Consider the following 26,907-nt stretch of genomic DNA (forward strand, 5'->3'; position numbering starts at 1 on the left):
CAAGGTTATCAACCCGACCTCCACTGCGTTGCTTCGTTTGCGCTTAAACGCTACGCTAGCGCAAACAAACCAACTCCGTTCCGGCGGGTTATAACGGCGTTGAGGCTGTAGAATTACTCTTTTTTAAGAAAAACAGGCTGTTGGAGTTTTCCTACAGTCTCGTGATGTTGTAAGGAGGGTTCGGAGTGTTAGTAAAATTGCAAAAGCATATTTTTGCACTGTCATTCGTATGTATTATCCTTTTCTTCCTTTTTAATTACCTTGGTTACAACAACGGATCGCTACTAAGTATTTACTTGTTTTTAAGTGTTTGGGGTATGGAAAAATGCTTATCTTGGCAACTTGGTTATAAAATTGGAGTTGCTCCAATGATAACGATACCTGCGAACGCAAATAGCAAAATAAGACTCCTTGGGTTAAGTTGGGGTGTATTTATCTTAGCTTTGGGGGTTTATAATTTAATCAGTGTATTAGCACCACAAGCAAATTAACATGACTAAAAACGCTTGGCTTTCGCTGCGCGATTTTAGCCAATCATTTTTAGCCCGTTATTTGGGCGTTAGTATGGATTAATCAGTCATATCGGAGAGTTGGAGTGTATATCAAGGATGCATCTGAGTTGTCTGGTGCAACTCAAAGAGCCATTAGGTTATATGAGTCGTTAGGCTTGCTGATCGTTTCACGTTCAGGAAAGTATAGGGTGTATTCTGAGACTAATATCAACTTGATCAAGATTATCAAGGAAGCGCAAACCCTTGGGATGAAGCTTTCTGAAATCGTGAGCTTGAAAGATGCAAATGAAGACTTCGATTGGGCAGTTGTAAGAGATTTCTTAGTTGAAAAACAACAAGACGTAGAGTATCAAATCCGCCAGCTCGAAATACAACGAGAGAAAATTCAACAATATCGGCAATCGATTGATATGTGCTTGAAAAGGGTTGACTCTGACCTATAGGTTAGACCTTAAACTAAACTTTTCTTCAATATGGATGATTATCTTATGAAAAAAGTATTGGTTATAAATGCAAACCCAAAGAATCAAAGCTTCTGTAAGTCGCTAGCGGACAACTATGCTCTTGAAGCTGCTTTGACACATGAAGTCAAACAACTTCATGTTAGTGACATGAAGTTCGCCATAAGTTTAGACCAAGGGTATGAGAGCGTAACTACGTTAGAGCCGGACCTATTACACTTCCAAGAGTTAGTTTTGTGGTCTGAGCATATTGTAATAATAACACCAGTTTGGTGGGGGACCCTGCCTGCTAAATTTAAAGGGCTAATTGATAGAGTCTTTCTGCCAAACTTTGCTTTTAAATATGTTGAAGGTAAAGTGTTCCCTGAGAAATTGCTTCTAGGACGCAGTTCAGAGCTCTATATTACGCTAGATACACCACCCTTTTGGTACAAGTATTTCAAAGGAAATGTAATTTACAAACAGTTAAAAACCTCAATCCTGGATTTTTCTGGTATCAAGAATCGCTCTACTACCTATTTGGGGCCGGTGATTGGGTCAAGTTCCGAGACAAGGCAGAAATGGCTTAGCAAAGTTGTCAAACAAGCGGGAAAAATTCCATAATTTGTATCATTGTGGAAAATGCAACTACAAGCGCATCAATAATGGACGTCTTACGCTGGCTGGCGCTCATTCTTCGCTAACTTTAGCCAAGCTAATCCGCCCATTATGCGGGCGTTGAGGTTGTGGCTCTACACTATTTTTGGCAAATAGGGTTCAACTTATAAAAAATTTAAGCCTTGTTTTAATAATGATGACGCTTGGCCATACCCACTTTGCTCTAAATAGCCTGTTAACATATCGGCCATAGGTAAAATAGTTTCTTTAGGAATACCTAGCTTTTTAAAGGCTTTATCTAAATAACCTAAGCTTGCCGCGGTTTGCGCTTCATCGCTTGATTTACCAAGCATGGCACTTAAACCCGACATTTTAATACTTGGCGCTGATTGAATGTATTGCTCGGTATTAGGTAAAACACTGCTGATCATGGCAAAGTTTTCTTTTGAAACATGATCTTGTGCCACTTTTAATAAACTACCAAGTCCTGCTTGCGCAATCTCGGGGCTTAAGCCAAATTGGCTTGCTGCCATATCAATTAAACCCGATATCATTGGCGGTTGTGCAGCGGGTTGCGCTGCGTCTTTAGCCACACTTTTAGCTTGATTTTCGAGTGATTTAGTTAAATCTGTCAAGCCCGCAACGGCTGATTGAGAAGCCAAAACGAGCGCGCTGCTCATTACTAAGGTTAATAATTTCATATCGTTTTCTTATTTCAATTGGGGATGGCGCCATCATAGCGGTAGAGCCATCAAAATGTAAAACACTGTTTTGTGACTGAAAAATGAACCATCTTTAACTGTGTTTATTTAAGCCCTGCTTAAGGTTTCGATTCTTAATCGGCTGACTGGGCGTACATTTAAGAATGCTTTTTAACTAACAAAACCGCTGAAATACCGCCAAGCACTAAGCTACTGGCAATCACTAAGCGTAATGTGATGGGTTCAGCTACAAACATTACGCCACCTAATGCCGCAATAATGGGTACAGACAGTTGCACCACAGCGGCTTGAGTTGTCGATAAATAAGCCTGCGCTGCGAACCAAATGGTGTAACCTACTGCTGAGGCAAGTGCCCCCGACAGTACAGCCAGTAAAATACCTGGCCCACTAGTCTGAAAACTTGGATACATAATCACAGCCAATAGCGCCACCAGCGGTAAAGTATAACTAAAATTAAAGGCGGTTTGAGCGGTTGGGTTCACACTGCCCCGCCCACTTAAACTATAAAAACCCCACGCTATGCCTGATAGGCTCATCAAAATAAATCCTGAAATACTGGGTGTTGAAAGCGTTGGCCACACTAAATAAACCAAACCACTAAACGAGATAGCCACCCCTGCCCATTCGATTAAACGCAGGCGATTACCCATCCGTAAACTGGTCAAAATCATCGTGAGCTGCACGAAGCCAAAAAGCACCAAAGCCCCAGTGCCGGTTTCAACCGATACATAAGCCCACGAAAAGGTAATAGCGTAGATAAACAACCCTATTGCAGGCCACTTAGTTGCGTTTGTTTGTTGTCTCAGGGCTGCATATTTGCCCGCTTTAAAGCCAAATAGTAATGCAAACATGACCACTGCAGAAAACAGACGGATCGCAGTAAAGCTTGAAGGGTCGATGGCCTGATCTTTAAGTGCTAAACGACACAATACCGAATTGGCCGCAAAGGCTATAAGCGCAATAAGGGTATAGCTGATGGTTTTGAGGGAGTTATTCATACTTTGCCGCTTACGTTCAGTTAATTGTCGGGCTTGTTAATGGTTCGTACTTGATCAAGGTAGCAACGAGTACCATGCTGATCCCTCACTCACCCCATAAATTAGCGTTCAATTATAAGTGTACAATCAATGTGTTTAAGCATGTAATTAACAATATTTGGCACTGATAAAATAGTAGGCTCTGTTGATTCATCAGACGATTGTAACTTTTGCCCTGATATTACAATTTGGCATTGTTCAACACTGAGTTGTTGTTTGATAAAAAAACTGATGATGTTGTCAATCTGTGCTTCATAGAGCGGGATCTGGCCACTAAACAACGCAGGTGATTGAGTTGTGCTGTTTTGTTGCAGGTAGCGTGCTGATTGTACTTCTCGTTGTAAAGTTAGCGCTTGTAACTTATTGAGGTTATTAAAACAAAACATCACACTGGCCATTACTTTACTCATACACACTCTCATTCTTGCCTATTTTAATTTCAGTGCCGAGTTTACCCGATTTTTATCAATAAGGCGGCATTAGTTGCCGCTGTATTTTTACAGCCTTCGTCGCTGACAGCACATAAGAAAAACAGGCTCAGTTACAGGCCTGTTTTTTGGAGATATTAAAAGATAAATAAGTAAATTCAGATAATTAAAAACGATATTCAACATCTAAAATGATCTGGCGCCCTTGGCCTTCAATAGGCGATTGACTCCCCCGATACGGTTGAATCATGACATGCTTATTATTTAGCAGTCGCTCTACTCCGACATTAACGAGCCATTGTTGATTGTCAAACTGATAAAATACCCGCATATCGGTTTCGCTTGGCATGGCTTTTTCTTCTCCACAAACCCAATTAATGTCATCAATACAGGCATAACGTGCTGATACCGATTGTGCCACCCAATGCAGAGATGAAAAGCGATCAAACGAATAATGAGCATCTATTTTTAACATCTGATTTGGAATACCGAGCACATCATTTTTGCTGCCATGAACACTAAAAGCGCCAATATTATTTTGTTCGATAGCAAAATAACTGTAGCTGGCATTGAGTCCAAACTGATGGTAATGCCAATTAGCTTGTAATTCTGCTCCGTAAGTGCCAAGGCTACCGAGCGTTGCATTTGATGCAGTTTGCGGATTAAAACCAATGTAGTTATCAATTTGTTGTAAAAATACATTACTTACTACTGCCAATGAATCACTCAATTGATAACCCAGTTCTATTTCCCAGCTTTGGGTTGTTTCTGCTTGATTGATGGGCGTATCTGCATTTTGCGCACTGGCAACCGTATCAAACTGAGGAATTTTAAATGCTTCGTTATACACTAATTTTAAATGCAGCCGTTGCCAAAGTTTTGTAATTGAAATTCGTGGCACAAATTTACTACCTGCATATTCGTGGCTTTCAAAGCGACCACCAAGCGTCAGATTTCCCCAATCAAACACGGTTTCATATTGTAAAAAGGCTGCCACATCATCAATGCTGGACTGTGAATCACCTTGATAACGGGTCGAGGGTTCAAAGATGTAAGACTGCGTGACTTCGGCAGTGTCATGATAAATCGTACTGCCAAACAAAATATTAGATCGCGCTGATAAGGTAGCCATTGCCGTTAAATCTAGCCGAGTTCTTGTAAGTTTTCGGGTCAAATCATGCTGATATTGCCCTTGGCTATTCCAAGGCTTCTGACTGACATAGCTCATTTTACTTTCAAGGCTAAGTGCATCATTAAGCTGCCATGATTTACTAAGGCTTATCGCCTGATGCAAAAAAGATAACTCATTGGGCTGGGTATAACGAAGATTTGGCGGATAAAACAAACCTGAATCGCCAAATAAAAGTTTATCTTGTTGTCTAAATTCACTGTGTTGTAAGTGAAACTGCCAACCTAAATAATCAAGATTTAGGTTCATTTCAATAGGTTTTGAATTACTATTATTGCGTAAATTAACCTGATAACCATCAAGCCCTATCCATTGTTTATCGCTATAATCCCCCTGACCAACAGTCGCTGCAAAACCTAATCTCATCGTTTGATTGTTGACCGTTAATTGATGGGCAGCACGCATACTCATATTTGTTTGATGATTACCACCTTGGCCTAAATGGCTGACATAAGAAACAGCATTCCCTAATTGGCTGGCACTTTTTGTGGTAACGCGGATCACCGCAAGCGCAGCTTGGCCACCATATCGCACTGAACCCGGACCGCGAATTATTTCAACTTTATCAATCAAGTTAGTTGGATAACGATTGCCAAGCACCATAGAACCAAATGCCAACTCATTTTGTTCTATCCCATCGATGATCAATAAAATTTTAGCTTCCATCCCCCATACACCACGAAAACTGCTTGAAAAAGTGCCGATGGTATCGGTACCCAGCCAAAAGCCTGGCACTTGCTTCAGTAAATCCATTAAATACAGTGCACCTGTGTGCTGGATTTGCTCGCTTGTAATTAAAGTAACTGTGCTTGGTTGTTCCCGTAAGGTGGTTTTTTTGTTCGAAGCGATATCAATTTCAACATTGATAAGCTCTTCGAGGCTTAATGCAAAAAAATCATCTATGGGCTCAGAGGAAGTTGCTGCTACAGGGCGTGCAGAAAGACAACAAAAAATACCTGTTGCTAGTAATAAATACGGTGAGGACCAATGAAGTTTCGAATCTTTTATCAGCATTGTTACATTAGCAATAACAGTAGTTAAACTTAACTGTAGCACAAATAAAACCCTTTTATTTTTGATTCAATCATTTAAAAGCTGAATTTTTTCTGATTTTTTAGATTTGACGTCGAGTTAATTCATCGAGCTTGTTAAGGTAATAAAAACGTTTAAGGAGAAAACATGAAACAACTTTTAGCTTTAATATTGTTAACCAGTTTTAGTGTTAACAGTGCGACTTATGATGGTGTTTGGTATTTTATTAGCGGTCAATATACGCTTGCCAATGGTGACATTGTACAAGCCGATAACCGCTCTGTGGTGGCAATTAAAACAGTCAATGACAATAAATTTGCACTGACAAATATGAAAGCAGGCACCTTTAGTGGTTATTTAGCAGGTGACTTTACCACCGATGAACAACATTATTCAGAAGTGATCCGCTCTGGTACCAGCGACGAGCACTTAGGCAAAACATTTACCTTTAAAGGTTGGCTTGAAAGCAAAAATGTAGATGGCATAGAAACCATATTTTGGCACCATCAAGGCATGGTGAATGGCGTACTTGAACAAGAAGTTTGGCGTAAAATAAAGCCTTAATTAGCAAGTTACTTGCTAATTAAAAACGGCCCCAAAAGAGGCCGTTTATCTCTATAAAAATGAGCTAAAACGCAGCTTTACTTTAAGCGATCCATTAAATACGCAAAAGTAAGGCTACTGACCATCGCACGTTGTTCATTATTAGCTGCGCCTGCATGGCCGCCTTCCATATTTTCAAAATACAGCACATCGTGTCCCATTGCTTTCATCTTCGCTACCATTTTACGAGCATGAGCCGGATGTACCCGATCGTCACGTGTTGAAGTGGTAAAGAATACTTTTGGATACACAGTGTCTTTATTTAAATTATGGTACGGTGAATAGGTTTTAATGTAATCCCATTCAGTTGCAATGTCAGGGTTTCCGTATTCACCCATCCAACTTGCGCCCGCTAAGAGTTGATTAAACCGTTTCATATCAAGCAATGGCACTTGGCAAATCACTGCATTATATAAATCAGGACGACGAGTAAATGCAGCCCCCACTAACAAACCACCGTTACTGCCACCTTGAATACCTAAATGTTTTGGTGACGTCACTTTATGGGCAATTAAATCCTCCGCTATGGCTTCAAAGTCTTCATAAGCTTTATGACGGTTTTGTTTGAGTGCCGCTTGATGCCAACTAGGGCCATATTCACCACCACCACGAATATTTGCCAAAACATACACACCGCCTTGCTCTAACCAGTTTTTACCTATACTGGCCGAATAATATGGCTGCATTGACACTTCAAACCCACCATAGCCATAGAGCAAGGTTGGGTTTTTACCATCATGCTTCATGTTTTTTGCATGAACGATAAAGTATGGCACCTTGGTGCCATCTTTTGAGGTGGCAAAACGCTGCTCGGCAACAAATTTACTGCCATCAAAATGCGATTTTGCTGCTTTTAATTGAGTGATCTTTAAATCATCACCCGAGACTAAAAATAAACTGGCTGGGGTTAAAAAATCAGTATAAGTAACAAAAAAATCGTCTTTATCTGTATCAGTATTAAAGACCGAGATAGTGCCAGTTTCAGGAAAGGCAATTTGTTCGATTTGCCACTGACCATCTGGTTTTGCCCGATAGCGATAGACTTTACTTTTCACATCTTCCATCACAGAGACTAAAATAGCTGATTTAGTAAAGCTCAGCCCTTCGATAGATACTTTATCTGTGGCTTTAATAAAACTTTTAAACTTTGGTTTATTGGCAATTAAGTCATTCACATCGGTGTAAATAACTTCGGCTTGGGCAAATCCCTGCCAAGGCGATTTTAACTCAATAAAAATCTGCCCGTTGTTGATCCCTTTGATTGACGAGTCAGCAGGAATAGCTAATTTAATGCGTTTGCCATTTTGCACCAAATACATATCACGAGTGTAAAAACTGGTACCATCAAAAATAAAGTGATATGGCGTTTCACTATCATACGCAGTGTAACCTGCCGCAGAAACGGAGCTTTTATCAGCCGTAAAAAGGGTTTTAGCGTCGGCCAATGCCGTGCCGCGTTGCCATAGTTTCACCACCGCCGGATAACCCGAATCTGTCATTGAACCTGGGCCAAAATCGGTGCCGACAAAGACGGTATTTTCATCAAACCACCCGATTGCATTTTTAGCTTCTGGTAAGCTAAAGCCATCTTTAACAAACGATTTAGACACGATATCAAATTCACGAACAACTGTGGCATCAGCACCACCGCGTGATAACGACAACAAACACCGTTGATATGCTGGGTAATGGCAACTCATGCCTTTATAAACCCAGTTTTCGTTTTCTTGCTTGGCTAATTTATCTAAATCGAGCACGATTTCCCATTTAGGAGACGATTTTTGGTATTCTTCAAATGTCGTACGGCGGTACACACCACGAGTACGAGTTTCATCTCGCCAAAAGTTATAATAATAGCCAGCACGTTCAGAGGCATAAGGAATACGCTCTTTATCGTTTAAAATTGCCAGCGTATTATCATACACTTGCTGATAACTTGAATGACTTTTAAGCTGTGCTAAAGATAAGTCGTTTTGTTGTTTGACCCAGTTTAATGCTTGCTCGCCTTCGACCTCTTCAAGCCAAATGTATGGATCGTCACCACTCGCTTTGGCAGAAAATGATGCCAAGGTAGTGGCAAGAACCACACTTGAGAACAAAATTGATTTTTTCAATGTAATTTCCCTTTAATAAACAGTCCCCAATACTATAAAACCCGTATAGGGGACGCAACACACCCACAGAATTGATTTTTTATTAAATGTAACGAATGATGTCGTAAACCTCACAACAGCCCATCACTTTAGTAATGCGTATTGCTCGATAACGTCATCACAAAATACGGTTATTCATCCGCAAAAATACCCACATAGGTGGGCGATAAATTAGCTTTACTCGCGCGATACATGCCAGAGGTATTAAACGGCATACTAATATTGCCTTTTGGATCGACGATGATCACGCCACCTGTTCCCCCAGCACTAAACATTGGGCCAAAAATAACCTCTTTGCCGGCTTGTTCAATGGTTTTTCCTTGATACTGCACCCGAGCACAAATATCTGCCGCAACATTGTAGCGAATAAAAAACTCGCCATGTCCCGTTGCCGACACTGCGCACGATTGATTATCAGCAAACGTGCCAGCACCAATAATAGGCGCATCGCCAATACGGCCAAACCGTTTAGCTGTCATGCCTCCGGTGGAAGTGCCTGCCGCAATATTGCCATGCTTATCAAGGGCAACAGCACCAACCGTGCCCATTTTGTACTCACTTGGCAGGGCTTGATGCGCGGCTTGATAATCTTTCGTATGGTTACTGGCTTTATCGAGTTTCTCTTTGGCTTTGAGTAAGGCTTCGTAACGATCTTGTGTATCAAAAATGGTATTGTCGACCAGAGGCACCCCTTGAGTTTGAGCAAACTGCTCTGCCCCCTCTCCCGCCAACATCACATGCACCGATTTTTCCATTACCAAACGCGCTAAATTAATGGGGTTTTCGATACGTTTTACACTCGCAACGGCCCCCGCTTGGCGCGTTTTTCCTTCCATGATTGACGCATCGAGTTCGTGCTCTGCGTCATAGGTGTATACAGCCCCTTTCCCCGCATTAAAAAAAGGCGAATTCTCTAACACATTAATGGCGGTGGTAATGGCATCAAGACTCTGGCCACCTTGTGCTAAAACCGCATGACCCGCTTCAACGGCTTGTTGCAATGTGGCACGATAGGCTTTTTCTTGCTCTGGCGTAAAACGAGTTTTAGCGATCGTGCCTGCGCCACCATGAATGGCAATCGCAAAAGGCGCAACATCTTGTGCGTGTAAGGCTTGACTAAACAAAGCGAACGATAACGCACCCACGGATAATATTTGCTTCATAACACACCCAATTTTGTTATTGATTTTTATAGGAAAAAACAATGTGCAACCTTTAATGGTTAAACACAACTAAATTGCGATAAATGGAAAGTGTTGAGTATTTGTTCTAGATCAAGTTCTTAATTTAAAAAAGGCGTAGTTTAAAACTCAAGCAATAAGGAGAAAACACATGGCAAATGACACTCTCTTAGTCACACTAAAACAACAACAAGCTGAGCTCATTACACGGATCAACGCAATTGAAAATGACTTTAAACAAGGCCGTAGCGCTGATTTTGCCGAGTACGTCAGTGAGACTGAGAATGACCAAGTTCTTAATACCATTCGCAATGAAGCAAAAAGCGAATTGCAATTGGTCAATCAAGCAATTGATAACCTGCAACAAGGTCATTATGGATTATGTCAGCAGTGCCTAAAAGCCATTACGCCCGCAAGGCTTATTGCACTCCCTTATACCCAAACTTGTATTGACTGCGCTTAATAGGAAGAAAAATATGACAATTGAAAAACATGACATTCACCATGAGTTTCCAGAGTTTAAAGACGAGATCCGTGATTTAAAAATGAATAACGCCCACTTCTCTCGTCTTTTTAAAGAATACCACGAGCTCGATCATGAAGTGATCCGCATCGAAGAAGGCGTTGAAAACACCTCTGATGATTATTTAGAGCATTTGAAAGTAAAACGTTTACGCTTAAAAGACGAGCTGTATGCCATGCTGAAAAAACACGCAGCCTGCGTATAAATCAACCTCAACTAATTGTTACTTGCACTCGAAGCGCCTTAGGGCGCTTTTTTTATCCGAGAATACAAGTAACCTTAATACTGCATCCGCCACAATTAATCACCAAAAAATCGTCATTAAAGCTTCACATCTACCATTTAAGGCTTTGCTAAACTAGATCCAGTTAAACGCAGTTAATACCAATCACGATAAGTAAGTGATCAAAGATAGCGTAGGAAAAACGCTTGAGAACAAGGAAAATTTTTTCGATAAGTAGTTATTCTACAGTCAAAAAATCTAACGAAGTTATCGAGTGTTTTAACAAGCTAGGGTGATCAGTTATTTATTACGATTGGTATAACCCTAGGCCTACGGTTATTGCGCCACCTTCTGCTTTATATGAGTAAACATCGACTATGGATTTCAGCTACTACCGCTATTACCGCTGGTTTGAATTAATTGCTGTATTTATCATATTACCTTTAGTTGGCTACCTTTTAAAAAGTCAGCTAAAACTCCTACTCATCCCAACCTTGTTACTATTAACTGTGTGGTGTTGTTTTTTACTGCTCAGAGATCCCAAATTTAAGCGCTTTCGCTTAACTAATATCGCTCAACTGAGTGTCGCTAAAAAACGTATTTTCACTTTTTTTAGTGCGGGTGTGATTTTTAGCTGTGGATTTTATGCGCTATTAAATCAAGAGAAATGGTTTCAATTACCCCTCGAATCACCAGTTAATTGGCTGATGCTGCTGATATTTTATCCGTTAGTCTCAGTGATGCCGCAGGAGTTGATTTATCGCACCTATTTTTTTCATCGCTACAAAAAAATTATTCCCGATAAACGCTGGCGCATTGTACTGAGCGCTAGCACCTTTAGCTTGGCACACATTATTTATGATAACTGGATTGCAGTCCTTTTGTCTTTTGCTGGTGGGCTAATGTTTGCCTATACCTATGCTTACAGTCGCTCAACCATTGCATGCGTGGTTGAACATAGTGTCTGGGGGCTATGGCTTTTTAGCTTGGGGCTGGGCCAATATTTAGATTCAGGTGCGATTGTCAGCACATAAAAAAGGGCTTGCACAAACCATGCAAGCCCTTTTTTAGATAAAACGGTTAAAAACCCAGTAAACTCACATTAAAAAACTTTGCAGCCACTGTATTAATAAAAATCGCCAACAAAATCACAGGAATAAACGTAGAAAGCGAAAAGTTAACATAACGCTCCATAAAGCTCCCCTGATAATGCGCTGAGCCTTGGCTAAGCTCTTTTGAAAGCTCACTTTTTTTCCAGCGATACATTACAAATAAACACACTAACAGGCCATTTAGTGGCAATATGGTGTCATAAAACACATCATACACCACGTCGAATAAACTCTTATTACCAGAGCCATAACTAGTGAAGTTAGTTAACGACTCAACCATCCCAAATGACACGGTACACAAAATGGTTAATAAGCCCATCGTCAGCGACAAAATACCCAATGCTTTTTTACGGCTCACGCCTTTTTCTTCTATTAATGTGGCCGTCGGCACTTCAATAATCGACACTAATGACGTAATCGCTGCAAAGAAAACAAGTAAGAAGAAAATAAAGGCCACTGCAGAAGCACCGAAATAACCAATGTCAGCTTGCAATGCGAGTAAGATTTTTGGCAAATACACAAAGATCATTGATACCGATGAATCCGATAACTGCGTAGGATCGGTCTCTGGATTAAAACTAAAAATAGCAGGTAAAATCATTAAACCGGCAATAAACGCCACTAAAGAATCCGTGACAGCGACCATTTTAGCCGCGCCGACAATATCATCTTTTTTAGAGATATAAGAGGCATAGGTCATTAAAATACCCATTCCCAATGAAAGCGAGAAAAATGCCTGAGAGAGTGCCCCATTTACAACGGTTGCATTGAGCTTTGAAAAATCAGGCACGATATAATACTTTACCCCGGCCATGGCATTATCTAAGGTTAAAACATACCCAACCAACACGATTAATAGTACAAACAAGGCAGGCATCAGGATTTTCGATGCTTTTTCAATCCCTTCTTTTACACCACCCACCAAAATAAGGTTAATAATTACGCCAACAAGCGCCATATAAATAAAGACAGACGTTTCGTTAATAAACAGACCAAAATGCTCTGGTTGAGCTAATAAATCTAAATTCCCTAAAGCGGTTTGTACTAAATAGCCAAAAATCCAGACAGTGATCACCATGTAAAAAACAGCAATCATAAAAGGCGTCAACACCGCTAACCAACCCGCTTTACGCCAGCCAGAGTGGTTGTTTGATAACATACGATAAGAACCCAAAGGATCTTTTTGCGCATGGCGGCCCATTGCCATTTCGGCCATCATGACGGGTAAACAAACAAATGCGACAAATAATGCGTACGCCACTAAAAAAGCGCCACCACCATTTTTTGTAGCTGAAACAGGAAAACCCACTAAATTACCAATCCCAACTGCAGAACCCGCTGCAGCGAGGATAAACCCTAAACGTGAGCTAAAATGCTCGCGACTTGCACTCATGGTAAAACCTTTTTTATTATTGGAATCGACCGATGCTAGCAGCCTTACACTGATAGTTTCAAGCTTTTGTAGCGATTCTTTACAGAACAAGGATAAAACAGTGATAATGCGACTTTTCACACTCGATTTTGAAGGTATGTTATGTGGTATATGATTTGCTCAACCGATATTGAAAACAGCTTACCCCTTCGTAAAGAAGCCCGCCCAGCGCATTTAGCTCGTCTTGAAGCATTAAAAAGCGAAGACAGATTGTTTGTTGCAGGCCCATTACCAGCGATTGATTCTGAAGACCCTGCAGAAGCCGGATTTACAGGTTCATTAGTGATTGCTCAATTTGATTCTTTAGAAGATGCCCGTCAATGGGCTGCGCAAGACCCTTATGTTGCAGCGGGTGTTTATGCTGAATCGATTGTAAAACCGTTTAAAAAAGTGCTTCCTTAAATTCTCCCTAAACAAGCTTGGGATAACTCAAGCTTGTTTAGAAAAACTCGGTTATTTAAATTTAAACGAACTCATTCAGGAATAATTCAGTCATTGACCGCTAATTTAGTCTGTAAGTTACGCAATTAAAGTGAGTCTGAATTATGAAAGCACGACTAATTACCTTCTGTTTACTTATTCTAAGTACCAGCGCTTTGGCCAAACACACCCAATGGTATGATGAAGCAAAAGTGGTTAATGTGACGCCTGTTTATCAATATGATTATCAATATGATAAACAACATAATCGCTATGATGATTATTCAGATAAGAAGGTGACTGTCAGACATCACGACAATCATCACCGCACCAAAATAGTGATTGCATCAAACAAGCAACATCATAATCGCCATAATAAACATAACCGTGTGATTGGTTTTAATGTTACTTATAAATACCGCGGCCAAATATTTGATACCTTTACCGAACACCATCCGGGCAAATTCATCAGTGTAAAGCTCAATATTGAGCCTTTATTTGATAGAAATCGGATTGTAGTTAAACAATACCGAGATGATTAAAGCAAATGAGTAATTCTACTTGAGTTTACTGAGCGCTTTTCTTTACACTGATGTGATTGCAAGCAAAGATAAGGTGCGACATACCATGACAAAACTCAGTTTACTCTTATTATCTAGCTTTTTAATGAGTGCACATTTGTTCGCAGCTCCCCCGAGTGAACCAGTTGTTAAAACACCCACCAAAACAACGACGGTTGGTAAACGTCAAGCAATGCAAATTGTTAAAAAAGAATATCCGGGCCAAGTATTAAAAGTAAAAGAAAAAGAGTCCCACTTCAAAGTCAGGGTATTACAACCTAAAGGCCATGTGGTTGATTTAAAAGTTAATAAAGCCGATGGCAAAGTAAAAAAGGATAACGATTAATGCGTATTTTAGTAATCGAAGATGATTTACAGTTAGCAGACAACTTACGCACTGCATTAGAGAAAGAAAAGTACAGCGTTGATCTTGCTCATGATGGCCAAAGCGGCTTATTTCATTTGACCGAATACCCTTTAGATTTAGCCGTTATTGACCTAGGCTTACCAAAAATGAACGGTATTGACGTCATCAAACGTGCTCGCGCTCAGCAAGCAGAACTGCCAATTTTAATTTTAACAGCTCGCGACCGCTGGCAGGATAAAGTTGAAGGACTTGACGCAGGCGCTGATGATTACTTAACCAAACCATTTCATCCTGAAGAGCTTATTGCACGTTGTAACGCGCTTATTCGCCGAAGTGCAGGTCAAGCCAACCCAGAAATGGTTGCGGGCCCTATTCGCATCAATACCCGCTCGCAACAGGTTTGGCTAAATAACAGTGAAGTAACGTTAACTGGCTATGAGTACCGCGTATTAGAATATCTAATGGTCAATCCCAAAAAAGTGATTTCAAAATCTGAACTCACAGAGCATATTTATGACCAAGATTTTGACTTAGACTCCAATGTTATTGAGGTATTTGTTTTGCGGTTACGTAAAAAAATCGACCCTGAGGGTACACTCAATCCGATTGAAACATTACGCGGTCGTGGTTATCGTTTGCGTAGCGAATGGTAATGCCTGTTATTTCGCTCAAAATCAGACAAGGATTTATCCTTGTCTTTTTATTAGTGGTTGCCCTCCCCATCTTATTTATTTCGATCGGTAAGTCTTATTACGCGTCATTAGTCAACGCCACCGAAAACACCTTGCAAGCCCATATTTACACTTTGGTCGCCGAAGTCGACTTTGCTGAAAACGCTGTAGAGATGCCACAAAATCTCTTTGCATCAGAGCTCAACCGGATTAACTCTGACACTTTTGCCTATATTTACCAAGATGAAGAAAAACGCTGGCAATCAGAATCAAGCCTTAACCAAGATTTAGTACCACAAATTGGCCAAGCCCCAATTGGTGAAACCTTGTTTGAAAAAATTCAATTTCAAGGAAAAGAGTATTGGCAAATGCGCTTTTCATTAGTGTATGAAACAAGTCTATCAAGCCATACTTTTAGTTTTTACTTGTTAAAAGATAACGCCTCACTACTTGAAAACATGCAAGAATTTAAACAAACACTCATTGATTGGCTCATTATTATGGGCGTAGTTATTACCGCCTTATTAGTGCTTGGGTTTATCTGGAGCGCAAGACCACTGCAACGCCTTGATCATGAAATTCAAGAAATAGAGCTTGGTCAAGCGACTGAAATTACTGGCCGCTATCCTGTTGAATTAGTTAAAATCCAACAAGATTTAAATTTACTGCTTGCATCACAACTACGCCAAAAAGAGCAATATCGAAAATCACTCAGTGATTTGGCTCATGCGTTAAAAACCCCCCTTGCAGTGCTTAAATCTAGCGAAATGGCCCACAGCCCTGAAAACAATGAACAACTCGACCGCATCAATCATATGATTGAGCATCAACTCAAACGTGCAGCAACGGGCGCCACAGATACCTGGAAAAAGCAAACTCCTATCAAACCAATCTGTAATGCCATCATCAATGCCATGGGCAAAGTTTATCGTGACAAAGCCTTTACGATTGACCTAAGCTGCGATGAAGAGATGTTTTTTCTCGGTGATAAAACCGATTTAATGGAAATTTTAGGCAACCTGATTGATAATGCCTGCAAAGCATGTGTCAACCACATCGCCATCACTGTTCAAAACGAGTTACATACTTTAATTATTCAAGTGGCCGATGATGGACCGGGGATCAGACCCGAAGATCGTGCAAATTTAGGCCAGCGCGGCAAACGCCTTGATAGTTATGAAGCAGGTCATGGCATTGGCATGGCCATCGTCAATGATTTAGTATCCGCCTATCAAGGCCAATTAACCATTAGTGACAGCCCCTTAGGAGGCGCATTATTTAATGTTACCTTTAACCAAAACGCTTATTAATCTTGCTGTGTTTTTAGTATTAGCAAATGTCAGTAGTAGTGTAAAAGCCGATTTTAATGATGGCTGTGATAATGATAAGTCAACCAATCCACGCTACATTCGCTGTTTAGAGAATAAAATCACTGAACAAAAAAATGTTGCGCAAACTTGGCGCAATAAAATTGAATTCGATTTAAAGAAAAAACAAAGTGAAACGGGTAATGTTCAATTATTAAAAGTATTTGAACGAGCAGAACAAGAGTTTATTAAATACGTTGAAGACAGTTGCCGTTGGCGCTATTTAAATTTACTGCCCGATACGATTGCAGCCACCATTACCTACAAACGTTGTGAGCTACAACTCAACCAACAACGAGTTGATGGGTTAAAATTCAAATAAAAAGCACTTTGCAGTGCTTTTTCCTTAAGCTTTACGAACGTTCTTCTATTTGAGTCTCTGGTGTTTTACATAGCTGTTCTATTGCTTGTGATTCAGATTCCCCCGAACCCAGTAATACTGCAAGCCAACGACCCTCATCACTCGATTCCAGTCCAATCTTCACAATCATAGTCAGCGGCACAGATAACAACATGCCCACAGTACCGAGTAACCAGCCCCAAAAAATTAGTGATAAAAACACCACTAAAGTTGAAAGCCCTAAACCACGGCCCATATATTTGGGTTCAACCACATTACCCATTACAGTATTAATTGCGATATAGCCAAAACCCACCATGCCAGCAACCGCTGGACCTTGAAGAATGAGCGCCAGTAATACCGCAGGCACAGCCGCAATAATAGAGCCGATATTTGGAATATAATTAAACATAAATGCAATCACGCCCCAAAGGACAAAGTAATCCACATTTAAAATCCAAAGCAACAAGCCTACCAATACACCCGTAGCCAAACTCACTAACGTTTTTATCGCTAAATAAGCATTAACCGACTCTAAAAACCGATCAATTTGACGCATTTTCATTTGAGGATCATCAAGCGCTAAATGCACCTTTTTGCTTATCACCGGCGCTTCAAACAGCATAAATACTACGGTTAAGATAATTAAAAACAAGTTAGCCATCACACCGCCGACTCCTGCCAGCATGTTTGACGCCATATCAATCACTTTACCTGGATCGAACAACTCTAATATTTGCTCTTTATTGAGCAAGATATTGTATTTAGCAGCAACTTCGACCGCCCAGACAAACTCTTGTTGTAACTTAATTTTATATTCTGGGATATTGCGGGAAAAATCATTTAAAGATTGCCCAACTAACCCAGCCAATGACATACCAAGTAATACAATTAACAAAATAACCAAAATGACTGCTATGCCCTTTGGAATGCGATAACGGGCACAAATATTAATCAATGGGTTGCAGATAATCGCCAAAAATAGTGACAATAAAAATGGCACAATCACTACACTAGCCGCTTTCACTCCGGCTAAAACCACCACGGTTGCGGCTAAAATAAGCATTCTTTTGCTGATCCCTGAAAAATTAGGTTGGACCATAGTTATTCCTTGTAATGAAACCGCAGCGGTAATTAGATTAGCTGCAGGTCACAGAGTAAATGTGAAAAATATCATGATGTAACCCATCATAATGTAAAATAAACAAAAGCTCGACATCCAATCATGCGATCCCCCTATTTTAGTCTGATCGACCTAACACGATGCTACGTAAAACAAATTATAAAGCAGCACAATTGTTAAAGATTAAAAAACAACCAAACATTAACTACACTTAGGGACATATACCGTGGTAATAGAAGCTGAAAAAATGAATATTCTCGTCACAGGTGGAACCGGTTTAATTGGTAAAGAACTGATCAAATTTCTAAACAATCATCACCATGTTACCGTATTTACTCGCTCAATTAATAAGGTATATAAAATTAATGGGCACCAAGTAAATGCCGTTAGTGATCTAGAACAGCTTGATTTTAATACCCTAGATGTAGTGATAAATCTAGCCGGTGAACCTATTGCAGATAAACGGTGGACGCAAAAACAAAAACAAAAAATAGAACACAGTCGCTTCAACATTACACAACAGTTAGTGGAGCAGATAAAACAGGCTCATAACCCACCTCATACCTTTATTTCTGGCAGCGCCATTGGCTTTTACGGCAGACAATCCCACACTGTTGATGAATCATCGCTAGAGTGTTATCCCGAATTTAGTCATCACTTATGTAAACAATGGGAAGACATTGCGCTGCAAGCTCAAAGCGCGCGTACCCGAGTGTGTTTATTACGAACAGGCATTGTTTTAAGCGATAAAGGCGGTGCGCTTAAAAAAATGTTACCCGCCTTTAAACTCTGCTTAGGCGGGCCTATAAGCCATGGTGAACAAATGATGTCTTGGATCCACATCGATGATATGGTCAGCGCAATTTTGTTTATTTTAAATAAATCGAATTTAAAAGGTGCTATTAATTTAACCGCACCTAACCCTATTTCAAATACCTGCTTTAGCCAAACGTTAGCAAAAACGATTCATCGTCCTGCTGTTTTCACTATGCCTGCAAGCGTACTGACCTTGCTATTTGGCGAGATGGCCGATTTACTTTTACATGGGCAAGCAGTTAAACCGAAGGTCTTACTCAATGCTGGTTTTCGCTTTCACCACCAGTATATTGAAGAAGCACTCAGTAATTTACTACACAAGTAATCACGTTTTAATCAAAAAACACAGCTTATGAAAAAGGTGTGTAGAGCACCCTAATACTGATGCTTTTAGATATTTAACCTGAACTCTGGATAATTGAATAAGAGGATGAAATTCCTTGTAGATAGAAAAATAATGCCATTCGCTTTAAGTGAATGGCATTACACTTTTGATGGCTTGTGTTACAACAGCGATTTAAGCCAGTGCCATGCCACCTTTTATATTAAAAACTCGTTCAAAACCCAATTGTTTTAAGTTTAAACAGGCTTGTCTTGAGCGATTTCCACTTCGGCATAATAGTACATACGATTGATTTTTCGATAATTTACCTTGCCATATTGCATCTGAAATACGATTAAGCGGTATATTGATCACTTGCGATGCGCGGATCCCAAACATATCTTGCGGTAACGATGCGGTATGTTCATACGATTCACGAATATCAATCAGTATTGCAATCTCATCGGATACCATTTGAATGGCATCCTCAACAGATTGCTCAATTAAAGGGTCGGTTACCACAGTGATCACTGCACCACAAAAATAATCATCTTTTTGTTCGAGCGGTTCATCCATTTTTACTTTTTGGGCTACGAAGTCGTGCTGTGTAATAACACCATTCACAACTTGCTCTAAAAGAGGGTTTGTTCGCATTTGCGTTTGCCAATCGGTGGCAAAACTTTGAGAATAATCATGAGAAGCACATATTAAGGTGTTTTTCGTAACTTGTTTTGATAACGCTTGTATTGATTGATACATCGCACCCGCATCACTTTGGACTAAATTTGTCCGTCCAAGGCCACCACTTAAGATCAAATCGCCACAGAAACACAATTCTGTTACTGCGTTATTTTTCAGTAAATAGCTGACACTATTTGGAATATGCCCAGGCGTAGCAATTGACGTTAACTCATATTGTCCTAAACGAATAACTCGCTCGCCCGTTGGCCATCCTAAAGCATCAATTTCAGTTGCTGGGTTAAGCTTTGCCATTTGATAAAAAAGTGCGATCGCTGATTCTTGTTCTGGATGTTGATGTGTTAAGAGGATAGAAACCAACTCAAGTTTTTGACCTTGTACCACATTAATCAAGCGTGGAAGTAACTCTAAAACCGGATCTATAATAACTGCTTGCTTTTCATTGGTCACAAACAACCAGCTGCAGGCACCTTGATGCCTAAATTGGCTTAAACCAAGCGAGCATACTTCTTTATCACCCAAGGGTTCACTGTCAGAAACAGTTAAACACGCTGATGCTAAAACAGATTTAAGTTGTGCAATACGTTTACATGCTAGATCTATTTCTTGCTTAGTCGCAGCTGGTCCAAAAGAAAGCCTAATAGCATTTTCAGATTGCCAGCTTGGCACATTCATCGCATCAAGCACATAGCTGCGTGATGCCCCAGAACTGCATGCTGAACCTGCGCTCACGCGAATGCCTGCAGCATCAAATAAGTCCATTATTTCTTTGCTCGATACATTTTTTACTGCAAAGTTAAGAGTGGTCGGCACTGACTTATTAAAATCATGATTAAATACTATGTCAGGAAAAACAAAGGCAAGGATTTGGCTTAGCTGCTCTCTGTAAGCACATAGTTGCGCCATTGATTTGAAGACTGTTTGCTGTTCATCCAGTAATAAACTGAACAAACTATTTAAGCCTGCAATTCCAGGCAAGTTTTCAGTGCCTGAACGCATACCACTTTCTTGACCACCTCCAGCTATAAAAGGGGTGTAAGCACTATTTTCTTTAATATATAAAAAGCCTATGCCTTTTGGCGCATACAACTTATGGCCAGAAAAAGGGGCATAATCAATACTGGTATCACTGAGCTTTAAAGATGTTTTACCAAGTGCTTGAACACAATCGACCATCCATGCAACGCTAGAATTATTAACTCGAATTGCATGCTCTAACGCCTCTAAATCTTGAAACACGCCAGTTTCATTATTTACAGCCATAGTGCAAATCATTAATGCATCTGGAACATGCTTGGCAATAAATGTTAAATCCAACAAACCATCTCCGTTCACCGGAATGGCTAAAATTTCTGCATTAATTTCAAGCACCGCATTCCAATGCTTTAACGTATTTGGCACCGCTTTATGCTCAGTTGCACCATACAATAACACTGGATTTTTAATTTTGTGTTTTTTCTGGCTCAACAAAGCGGAGACTATTGCTGTTTGGATCCCTTCTGTAGCACCAGATGTAAAAAGCACCTGACCTGTTTTAGCCCCAATAACCTGGGTAGCTAACTGTCGAGTTTGCTCCATTAAATGCTTGGCTTTTATACCGGTAATATGCGAACTCGAAGGATTACCAAAACACACTTTCATCGCGTGAGACACGACTTCTGCAATTTGAGGTAATACGGCAGTTGTCGCATTTGCATCTAAATAAATCTGGTTATTGTCTAGCTGCAATGGAATGTTTTTTGGCATGGTCAACTCTATATTACTTAAAGATATATCTTATAACGCATATTACACGCATTATATAAAATCGCTAATAACCAATTTTAGACATATTTCTCGTTCTTATGCTTTGAGATCATCATTGATCTCAAAATTTCATGCAGTAACAGGTAGATTTAATATCCAGAATATACTTTTTTAAATTAGTTGCGCTTTCCCGTTGAATTTTCAGCATCTCTTTAACTTAGCTTTGCCTACAGTAATAATGCATTGAGAGATTTATCGCTTCGAAGCCATGGTTTTTGTGCTGCCAATGGTTCGGATAATTGAGATAGCGCTGCTTTTGCTGCGGCTTTACTATCAAAAGCGTGACTTAATATTAAATAAGCGGCCTCATTTTGAAGTTCAATAACTTGAGATTGGCCCTGTAATTTATATTTTCGTATAAAATGTGCCACGCCTTCTGAGCTGTGAATTTTAGCAAATTGAATGAAATAACCTTTTAATTTCGGTATTTCATTTTCTACTGGCGTACTTAACATCTCTTGTGCGGCGGTTTTAGGCTCAGTTTGAGATAATAGCTCTTGAGGAGCTTGAGAGACAGCCAAAGGCTCAGTCACTAAAGACTGTGATTGAGACGTTTTTGCTATCTCAAGATTTTCTGAAGGGTTACGTAATTGATTTATCGCAACTAAAATTCTTTCACTGGCAGGTTGGCCACTTGCAATACTTTGTTTGGCATAACGCTCGCTTTTATCCAGATCAACCGGTACTTTTTCACCTTTTAAATAAATAGAAGCCAAGTTATGCATTGCGAAGTTGTTACCATTTGCAGCCGCTTTCTCATACCAATACAGTGACTTATCAACATCGCGATTCCACATTAAAGTTGCAAGAGCAAATTGTGCTTCAACTTCGTTTTGTTTTGCCGATTTTTCAATCCAACTTAGCCCAGCTTCAATATCCTTAGGCACTACTTTATCTTGCAGTAAAATTGCACCCAACTTTAATTGTGCATAAGATTCCCCTGCTTCTGCGGCTTTTTTATACCAATGATAAGCTTGTTTCGCATCAACAACAGTGCCCTTGCCTTTTTCATACATTAAGGCCAATTTACGCTGTGCAGGCAAAAAATTAGCTTCAGCAGATTTTTGATACCAACCTAATGCATCCGATGCACTTTTACTCACCCCACGCCCAAGCTCAAACGCCACAGCCAAATTAAACATCGCTTCAGGATGCTTTAGCTCAGCGGCATACGTTAAGTAACTAATGGATTGGTCAACATTGGGCGCAACACTCAGCCCTTTGGCATAAATGGTTGCCATAATGAAACTGGCTTGTGCATCTGCGTTGTCACTGGCTTCTTTACAAGCACTAAACGCATTGACGTAATCAAGATCTAAAAAAGCGGTTTGGCAATCGACCGCATAGGTAGGAAGAGAATAAAGCAGAGACAGCGCTATTATTGTTATTTTTCGCAAACTTACCTCCAAAAAAAAAGCTCGGTTAAATACCGAGCTTTCATTGTAGTCGTTTTCGTTAAATATATTCAACCGCTATAATTTCATACTCAACATTGCCTTTTGGCGTATTGATAGTCACAGCATCATCGACTGATTTACCAACAAGACCGCGAGCAATCGGTGAATTAACTGAAATTAAGTTGTTTTTAATGTTTGCTTCATCATCACCGACTATTCTGTAAGTCACTTCGGCATCGGTCTCTACGTTCACAATTGTTACTGTCGTGCCAAAAATAACTTTACCAGTGTTAGCCATTTTGGTGACGTCAATCACTTGTACGTTTGATAACTTTGCTTCAATTTCTTGAATTCGTCCTTCACAAAAACCTTGCTCTTCACGTGCGGCATGATATTCAGCGTTTTCTTTTAAATCGCCATGTTCACGTGCCACTGCAATATCTGCAATAATTTTTGGGCGTTTGACTGTTTTAAGTTCGTTAAGCTCTGCTCTTAGTAGCTCAACGCCTCTCACTGTCATAGGGATTTGTTGCATAAACTCTCACTTAAAACCTCTGATAACACAGCTACCAGAGGCTCAATTACTTATTTAACGCGACGGTGTAGCTCTTGTAATGAATTTACTTTTGAGCGATCGTCTGCGGCATTTGCTTTACAGTTAGCAAAAGCAGCATTAAGCGTTGTGGTATAGTTTGTTTTATGTTGAAGCGCACCACGACGAAGAACTTTAGAATCTTCAATCGCTTGGCGACCTTCAGTCGTGTTAACGATATAGCTATACTCACCGTTTTTGATACGGTCAAGAATATGAGGGCGACCCTCAAACACTTTATTAACTCGGCGTACTGCAATGCCGGCTGTTTCAAGTGCTGCAGCTGTACCACCAGTAGCATCAAGTTCAAAACCAAGTTCTGTCATGATACGAGCTAGTTCTACAATTCGTTTTTTATCGCCGTTACGCACGGATAATAATGCACGACCGCCGCGAGGTAAAATGTTTCCTGCACCTAACTGAGCTTTTGCAAACGCTTCAGCAAAGTTATCACCGACACCCATTACTTCACCTGTCGAGCGCATTTCTGGGCCGCGAATAGGATCAACACCTTGGAATTTAGCAAAAGGAAGTACCACTTCTTTTACGCTGTAATAAGGTGGGATTGTTTCTTTGGTAATACCTTGGCTTGCAAGTGATTGGCCCGCCATACAGCGTGCAGCAATTTTAGCAATCGGTACACTCGTTGCTTTAGAAACAAACGGAACAGTACGTGCAGCGCGAGGGTTCACTTCAATTAAATACACATCGCCATCTTTAACAGCAAATTGGGTATTCATTAAACCAACGACACCAAGTTCAAGTGCCATACGGGTAACTTGGTCACGCATGCGGTCTTGAATTTCAGCACTTAACGTATAAGGAGGTAATGAACATGCTGAGTCACCAGAGTGAACACCGGCTTGTTCGATATGCTCCATGATACCGCCGATAATGACTTGCTCACCGTCACAAATGGCATCAACGTCAACTTCAATTGCGTCATCTAAGAAATGATCAAGTAATACAGGCGCTTCGTTTGATGCTTGTACTGCTTCAGTCATATAACGACGTAAATCATCTTCGTCATAAACGATTTCCATTGCGCGGCCACCTAATACATATGATGGGCGAACAACTAATGGGAAACCGATTTCTTGCGATTTAGCCATCGCTTCTTCGGTTGACGTTACTGTTGCATTGTGTGGTTGTAATAAACCTAAACGTTCAACTAATTGTTGGAAACGCTCACGGTCTTCAGCACGGTCAATCGCATCTGGTGAAGTACCAATTACTGGCACACCATTCGCTTCAAGGGCACGAGCAAGTTTCAGAGGTGTTTGACCACCGTATTGTACAATCACGCCTTTTGGCTTTTCTACACGAACGATTTCAAGTACATCTTCAAGGGTAATTGGTTCGAAATATAAACGATCTGACGTATCATAGTCGGTAGAAACCGTTTCAGGGTTACAGTTAACCATGATGGTTTCATAACCGTCTTCACGAAGAGCAAGTGCCGCATGAACACAGCAGTAATCGAACTCAATACCTTGACCGATACGGTTAGGACCACCACCGATAACCATGATTTTATCGCGGTTACTTGGGTTCGCTTCACACTCTTCATCGTACGTTGAATACATGTAAGCAGTGTCTGAACTAAATTCAGCCGCACACGTATCTACGCGCTTGTAAACTGGGAAGATATTGAAATTATGGCGTTTTTTACGAATCTCAGCTTCTGATACACCTGAAATTTCAGCAATACGGGCATCAGCAAAACCTTTGCGCTTTAAGCTACGTAAAAAGTTTTTGTTTAAGCCAGCCATGCCAGTTGAAGCGATTTTAGCTTCATCTTTTAAGATGTCTTCAATTTGAACTAAGAACCAACGGTCGATTTTAGTGTATTCAAACACGTCATCCACTGACATACCGTGGCGCATTGCATCTGCAACATACCAAATACGCTCAGCGCCTGGCTCACGTAATTCGTGAATGATTTTTTCTCTTGCACTTGGGTCATCAAGCGCCACAATTGGGTTAAACCCAGTTGCGCCCACTTCTAAACCGCGTAATGCTTTTTGTAATGACTCTTGTTGGTTACGACCAATCGCCATTACTTCGCCCACTGATTTCATTTGCGTGGTTAAACGGTCGTTTGCACCAGCAAATTTTTCAAAGTTGAAGCGAGGAATTTTTGTTACTACGTAATCAATTGATGGCTCAAATGACGCTGGTGTTTTACCGCCAGTAATGTCATTTTGTAACTCATCAAGCGTATAACCTACAGCTAATTTTGCAGCGATTTTAGCAATTGGGAAACCCGTTGCTTTTGACGCAAGTGCAGATGAACGTGATACACGAGGGTTCATCTCGATAATAACCATGCGGCCAGTATCAGGACAAATACCAAACTGTACGTTTGAACCACCTGTTTCAACACCAATTTCACGCAGTACGGCCATCGAGGCATTACGCATGATTTGGTATTCTTTGTCAGTTAATGTTTGTGCTGGGGCCACGGTGATTGAGTCACCTGTATGCACACCCATAGGATCAAAGTTTTCAATTGAACACACGATGATGCAGTTGTCGTTTTTATCACGAACCACTTCCATCTCGTATTCTTTCCAGCCAATTAACGATTCGTCAATTAACAACTCTTTAGTTGGCGAAAGATCAAGACCGCGTTCACAAATCTCTTCAAATTCTTCTTGGTTATACGCAACACCACCGCCTGTTCCACCCATAGTAAAAGAAGGACGGATGATACACGGAAAACCGATACGCGTGACGATGTCGCGTGCACTTTCCATGCTACGTGCAATTTCAGCGCGTGGTGTTTCTAAACCAATCGCTTTCATTGCCACGTCAAAACGTGAACGGTCTTCTGCTTTATCAATTGCATCAGCTGTTGCGCCAATTAGCTCAACACCATGTTTTGCAAGTACACCACGACGGTCTAAATCAAGGGCACAATTTAATGCCGTTTGACCACCCATTGTTGGTAAAACTGCGTCAGGCTTTTCTTTTTCAATGATTTTTTCGACTACTTCCCAATGAATTGGCTCGATGTATGTTGCATCAGCCATTTCAGGGTCGGTCATGATAGTTGCAGGGTTTGAATTCACTAGAATGACACGGTAGCCTTCTTCGCGAAGCGCTTTACAGGCTTGTGCACCCGAGTAGTCAAATTCACAGGCTTGGCCGATTACAATAGGGCCTGCGCCTAGGATAAGAATGCTTTTTATATCAGTACGTTTTGGCATTGTTACTCTC

General features: G+C 40.5%; 26 protein-coding genes. 14 read left to right on the forward strand and 12 right to left on the reverse strand.

Features of this window, described 5'->3' with window-relative positions; all coding sequences use genetic code 11:
• Positions 1 to 185: 185 nt before the first annotated feature.
• The 3 genes from AC3KZC_RS10525 to AC3KZC_RS10535 all read left to right on the forward strand — a co-directional run bounded on the left by AC3KZC_RS10525 (position 186) and on the right by AC3KZC_RS10535 (position 1,576).
• Entirely contained in the window at positions 186 to 491 is a 306-nt protein-coding gene (locus AC3KZC_RS10525; RefSeq protein ID WP_490578925.1) for a hypothetical protein, read from the forward strand.
• 104 nt (positions 492 to 595) lie between these two features.
• Positions 596 to 955 (forward strand): MerR family transcriptional regulator, encoded by a 360-nt coding sequence (locus AC3KZC_RS10530; protein WP_490578926.1) that lies wholly within the window; start codon positions 596 to 598, stop codon positions 953 to 955.
• A 45-nt stretch (positions 956 to 1,000) separates the two neighbouring features.
• Positions 1,001 to 1,576, forward strand: coding sequence for an NAD(P)H-dependent oxidoreductase (locus AC3KZC_RS10535; RefSeq protein WP_490578927.1), 576 nt, complete (start codon positions 1,001 to 1,003; stop codon positions 1,574 to 1,576).
• Positions 1,577 to 1,734: 158 nt separating this feature from the next.
• On the opposite strand, the gene AC3KZC_RS10540 is transcribed toward AC3KZC_RS10535, so the two are convergent.
• From AC3KZC_RS10540 to AC3KZC_RS10555, 4 genes are all read right to left on the reverse strand, one after another.
• Positions 1,735 to 2,271: a DUF2780 domain-containing protein gene (locus tag AC3KZC_RS10540; RefSeq protein ID WP_490578928.1), complete on the reverse strand. Its 537-nt coding sequence runs from the start codon at positions 2,269 to 2,271 to the stop codon at positions 1,735 to 1,737.
• A 158-nt stretch (positions 2,272 to 2,429) separates the two neighbouring features.
• A complete protein-coding gene (locus tag AC3KZC_RS10545; protein ID WP_490578929.1) occupies positions 2,430 to 3,290 on the reverse strand; it encodes a DMT family transporter in 861 nt (286 codons plus the stop codon).
• Positions 3,291 to 3,391: 101 nt separating this feature from the next.
• Complete coding sequence (locus AC3KZC_RS10550) at positions 3,392 to 3,739, reverse strand: hypothetical protein (RefSeq protein ID WP_490578930.1); 348 nt, start codon at positions 3,737 to 3,739, stop codon at positions 3,392 to 3,394.
• Between the two features lie 184 nt (positions 3,740 to 3,923).
• The gene (locus AC3KZC_RS10555) at positions 3,924 to 6,002 is read right to left on the reverse strand and encodes a TonB-dependent receptor plug domain-containing protein (RefSeq protein ID WP_490578931.1); all 2,079 of its coding nucleotides are present in this window, start codon (positions 6,000 to 6,002) and stop codon (positions 3,924 to 3,926) included.
• A 123-nt stretch (positions 6,003 to 6,125) separates the two neighbouring features.
• On the opposite strand from AC3KZC_RS10555, the gene AC3KZC_RS10560 reads away from it, so the two are divergent.
• Positions 6,126 to 6,542: a hypothetical protein gene (locus tag AC3KZC_RS10560; protein ID WP_490578932.1), complete on the forward strand. Its 417-nt coding sequence runs from the start codon at positions 6,126 to 6,128 to the stop codon at positions 6,540 to 6,542.
• A gap of 77 nt (positions 6,543 to 6,619) precedes the next feature.
• Here AC3KZC_RS10560 and AC3KZC_RS10565 read toward each other — a convergent pair whose 3' ends face one another.
• Both AC3KZC_RS10565 and AC3KZC_RS10570 read right to left on the reverse strand, forming a co-directional pair.
• On the reverse strand, positions 6,620 to 8,668 hold the full coding sequence (locus AC3KZC_RS10565) for a prolyl oligopeptidase family serine peptidase (protein WP_490578975.1): 2,049 nt from the start codon (positions 8,666 to 8,668) through the stop codon (positions 6,620 to 6,622).
• 197 nt (positions 8,669 to 8,865) lie between these two features.
• Positions 8,866 to 9,897, reverse strand: coding sequence for an isoaspartyl peptidase/L-asparaginase family protein (locus AC3KZC_RS10570; protein ID WP_490578933.1), 1,032 nt, complete (start codon positions 9,895 to 9,897; stop codon positions 8,866 to 8,868).
• 169 nt (positions 9,898 to 10,066) lie between these two features.
• Here AC3KZC_RS10570 and AC3KZC_RS10575 point away from each other — a divergent pair, with 169 nt between their 5' ends.
• The 3 genes from AC3KZC_RS10575 (at position 10,067) to AC3KZC_RS10585 (ending at position 11,695) form a co-directional block, all read left to right on the forward strand.
• A complete protein-coding gene (locus AC3KZC_RS10575) occupies positions 10,067 to 10,378 on the forward strand; it encodes a TraR/DksA family transcriptional regulator (RefSeq protein ID WP_490578934.1) in 312 nt (103 codons plus the stop codon).
• 13 nt (positions 10,379 to 10,391) lie between these two features.
• Entirely contained in the window at positions 10,392 to 10,643 is a 252-nt protein-coding gene (locus tag AC3KZC_RS10580) for an HP1242/YdcH family protein (protein ID WP_490578935.1), read from the forward strand.
• A 395-nt stretch (positions 10,644 to 11,038) separates the two neighbouring features.
• Positions 11,039 to 11,695 (forward strand): CPBP family intramembrane glutamic endopeptidase, encoded by a 657-nt coding sequence (locus AC3KZC_RS10585; RefSeq protein ID WP_490578936.1) that lies wholly within the window; start codon positions 11,039 to 11,041, stop codon positions 11,693 to 11,695.
• Between the two features lie 46 nt (positions 11,696 to 11,741).
• Here AC3KZC_RS10585 and AC3KZC_RS10590 read toward each other — a convergent pair whose 3' ends face one another.
• On the reverse strand, positions 11,742 to 13,166 hold the full coding sequence (locus tag AC3KZC_RS10590) for a sodium-dependent transporter (protein WP_490578937.1): 1,425 nt from the start codon (positions 13,164 to 13,166) through the stop codon (positions 11,742 to 11,744).
• 141 nt (positions 13,167 to 13,307) lie between these two features.
• Between AC3KZC_RS10590 and AC3KZC_RS10595 the strand changes: the two genes are divergently transcribed.
• The 6 genes from AC3KZC_RS10595 (at position 13,308) to AC3KZC_RS10620 (ending at position 16,912) form a co-directional block, all read left to right on the forward strand.
• Positions 13,308 to 13,607 carry a YciI family protein gene (locus AC3KZC_RS10595; protein WP_490578938.1) on the forward strand — a complete coding sequence of 100 codons (300 nt, stop codon included), beginning with the start codon at positions 13,308 to 13,310 and terminating at the stop codon, positions 13,605 to 13,607.
• Between the two features lie 143 nt (positions 13,608 to 13,750).
• On the forward strand, positions 13,751 to 14,167 hold the full coding sequence (locus AC3KZC_RS10600) for a hypothetical protein (RefSeq protein ID WP_490578939.1): 417 nt from the start codon (positions 13,751 to 13,753) through the stop codon (positions 14,165 to 14,167).
• An 85-nt stretch (positions 14,168 to 14,252) separates the two neighbouring features.
• Entirely contained in the window at positions 14,253 to 14,531 is a 279-nt protein-coding gene (locus AC3KZC_RS10605; protein WP_490578940.1) for a PepSY domain-containing protein, read from the forward strand.
• Entirely contained in the window at positions 14,531 to 15,205 is a 675-nt protein-coding gene (locus tag AC3KZC_RS10610) for a response regulator transcription factor (protein ID WP_490578941.1), read from the forward strand. The genes AC3KZC_RS10605 and AC3KZC_RS10610 overlap by 1 nt, the downstream gene beginning before the upstream one ends.
• Entirely contained in the window at positions 15,199 to 16,533 is a 1,335-nt protein-coding gene (locus AC3KZC_RS10615; protein WP_490578942.1) for an ATP-binding protein, read from the forward strand. Before AC3KZC_RS10610 ends, AC3KZC_RS10615 begins: the two co-directional genes overlap by 7 nt.
• The gene (locus AC3KZC_RS10620) at positions 16,505 to 16,912 is read left to right on the forward strand and encodes a lysozyme inhibitor LprI family protein (RefSeq protein ID WP_490578943.1); all 408 of its coding nucleotides are present in this window, start codon (positions 16,505 to 16,507) and stop codon (positions 16,910 to 16,912) included. Before AC3KZC_RS10615 ends, AC3KZC_RS10620 begins: the two co-directional genes overlap by 29 nt.
• 31 nt (positions 16,913 to 16,943) lie before the next feature.
• On the opposite strand, the gene AC3KZC_RS10625 is transcribed toward AC3KZC_RS10620, so the two are convergent.
• Positions 16,944 to 18,032, reverse strand: coding sequence for an AI-2E family transporter (locus AC3KZC_RS10625; protein WP_490578944.1), 1,089 nt, complete (start codon positions 18,030 to 18,032; stop codon positions 16,944 to 16,946).
• Positions 18,033 to 18,300: 268 nt separating this feature from the next.
• On the opposite strand from AC3KZC_RS10625, the gene AC3KZC_RS10630 reads away from it, so the two are divergent.
• Complete coding sequence (locus AC3KZC_RS10630; RefSeq protein ID WP_490578945.1) at positions 18,301 to 19,194, forward strand: TIGR01777 family oxidoreductase; 894 nt, start codon at positions 18,301 to 18,303, stop codon at positions 19,192 to 19,194.
• A gap of 192 nt (positions 19,195 to 19,386) precedes the next feature.
• Here the strand turns inward: AC3KZC_RS10630 and AC3KZC_RS10635 are convergent, their stop codons facing one another.
• The 4 genes from AC3KZC_RS10635 to carB form a co-directional block, all read right to left on the reverse strand.
• Positions 19,387 to 21,636 (reverse strand): aminotransferase class V-fold PLP-dependent enzyme, encoded by a 2,250-nt coding sequence (locus AC3KZC_RS10635; protein ID WP_490578946.1) that lies wholly within the window; start codon positions 21,634 to 21,636, stop codon positions 19,387 to 19,389.
• A 227-nt stretch (positions 21,637 to 21,863) separates the two neighbouring features.
• Positions 21,864 to 23,093, reverse strand: a complete 1,230-nt coding sequence (locus tag AC3KZC_RS10640) for a tetratricopeptide repeat protein (protein ID WP_490578947.1) — start codon at positions 23,091 to 23,093, stop codon at positions 21,864 to 21,866.
• Between the two features lie 58 nt (positions 23,094 to 23,151).
• On the reverse strand, positions 23,152 to 23,628 hold the full coding sequence (greA, locus tag AC3KZC_RS10645) for a transcription elongation factor GreA (RefSeq protein WP_490578948.1): 477 nt from the start codon (positions 23,626 to 23,628) through the stop codon (positions 23,152 to 23,154).
• A 50-nt stretch (positions 23,629 to 23,678) separates the two neighbouring features.
• Positions 23,679 to 26,897 (reverse strand): carbamoyl-phosphate synthase large subunit, encoded by a 3,219-nt coding sequence (gene carB / locus AC3KZC_RS10650; RefSeq protein WP_490578949.1) that lies wholly within the window; start codon positions 26,895 to 26,897, stop codon positions 23,679 to 23,681.
• Positions 26,898 to 26,907 lie beyond the last annotated feature (10 nt).

The organism is Pseudoalteromonas sp. J2K-J031, from assembly GCF_058197095.2.

What these genes read in the sequence shown, in the direction of transcription:
- AC3KZC_RS10535 (WP_490578927.1), top strand. Translation starts at nt 1,001, where the DNA reads ATGAAAAAAGTATTGGTTATAAATGCAAACCCAAAGAATCAAAGCTTC.
- AC3KZC_RS10540 (WP_490578928.1), bottom strand. Translation starts at nt 2,271, where the DNA reads ATGAAATTATTAACCTTAGTAATGAGCAGCGCGCTCGTTTTGGCTTCT.
- AC3KZC_RS10545 (WP_490578929.1), bottom strand. Translation starts at nt 3,290, where the DNA reads ATGAATAACTCCCTCAAAACCATCAGCTATACCCTTATTGCGCTTATA.
- AC3KZC_RS10550 (WP_490578930.1), bottom strand. Translation starts at nt 3,739, where the DNA reads ATGAGTAAAGTAATGGCCAGTGTGATGTTTTGTTTTAATAACCTCAAT.
- AC3KZC_RS10560 (WP_490578932.1), top strand. Translation starts at nt 6,126, where the DNA reads ATGAAACAACTTTTAGCTTTAATATTGTTAACCAGTTTTAGTGTTAAC.
- AC3KZC_RS10570 (WP_490578933.1), bottom strand. Translation starts at nt 9,897, where the DNA reads ATGAAGCAAATATTATCCGTGGGTGCGTTATCGTTCGCTTTGTTTAGT.
- AC3KZC_RS10575 (WP_490578934.1), top strand. Translation starts at nt 10,067, where the DNA reads ATGGCAAATGACACTCTCTTAGTCACACTAAAACAACAACAAGCTGAG.
- AC3KZC_RS10580 (WP_490578935.1), top strand. Translation starts at nt 10,392, where the DNA reads ATGACAATTGAAAAACATGACATTCACCATGAGTTTCCAGAGTTTAAA.
- AC3KZC_RS10585 (WP_490578936.1), top strand. Translation starts at nt 11,039, where the DNA reads ATGGATTTCAGCTACTACCGCTATTACCGCTGGTTTGAATTAATTGCT.
- AC3KZC_RS10590 (WP_490578937.1), bottom strand. Translation starts at nt 13,166, where the DNA reads ATGAGTGCAAGTCGCGAGCATTTTAGCTCACGTTTAGGGTTTATCCTC.
- AC3KZC_RS10595 (WP_490578938.1), top strand. Translation starts at nt 13,308, where the DNA reads ATGTGGTATATGATTTGCTCAACCGATATTGAAAACAGCTTACCCCTT.
- AC3KZC_RS10600 (WP_490578939.1), top strand. Translation starts at nt 13,751, where the DNA reads ATGAAAGCACGACTAATTACCTTCTGTTTACTTATTCTAAGTACCAGC.
- AC3KZC_RS10605 (WP_490578940.1), top strand. Translation starts at nt 14,253, where the DNA reads ATGACAAAACTCAGTTTACTCTTATTATCTAGCTTTTTAATGAGTGCA.
- AC3KZC_RS10610 (WP_490578941.1), top strand. Translation starts at nt 14,531, where the DNA reads ATGCGTATTTTAGTAATCGAAGATGATTTACAGTTAGCAGACAACTTA.
- AC3KZC_RS10615 (WP_490578942.1), top strand. Translation starts at nt 15,199, where the DNA reads ATGGTAATGCCTGTTATTTCGCTCAAAATCAGACAAGGATTTATCCTT.
- AC3KZC_RS10620 (WP_490578943.1), top strand. Translation starts at nt 16,505, where the DNA reads ATGTTACCTTTAACCAAAACGCTTATTAATCTTGCTGTGTTTTTAGTA.
- AC3KZC_RS10625 (WP_490578944.1), bottom strand. Translation starts at nt 18,032, where the DNA reads ATGGTCCAACCTAATTTTTCAGGGATCAGCAAAAGAATGCTTATTTTA.
- AC3KZC_RS10630 (WP_490578945.1), top strand. Translation starts at nt 18,301, where the DNA reads ATGAATATTCTCGTCACAGGTGGAACCGGTTTAATTGGTAAAGAACTG.
- AC3KZC_RS10635 (WP_490578946.1), bottom strand. Translation starts at nt 21,636, where the DNA reads ATGCCAAAAAACATTCCATTGCAGCTAGACAATAACCAGATTTATTTA.
- greA (WP_490578948.1), bottom strand. Translation starts at nt 23,628, where the DNA reads ATGCAACAAATCCCTATGACAGTGAGAGGCGTTGAGCTACTAAGAGCA.
- carB (WP_490578949.1), bottom strand. Translation starts at nt 26,897, where the DNA reads ATGCCAAAACGTACTGATATAAAAAGCATTCTTATCCTAGGCGCAGGC.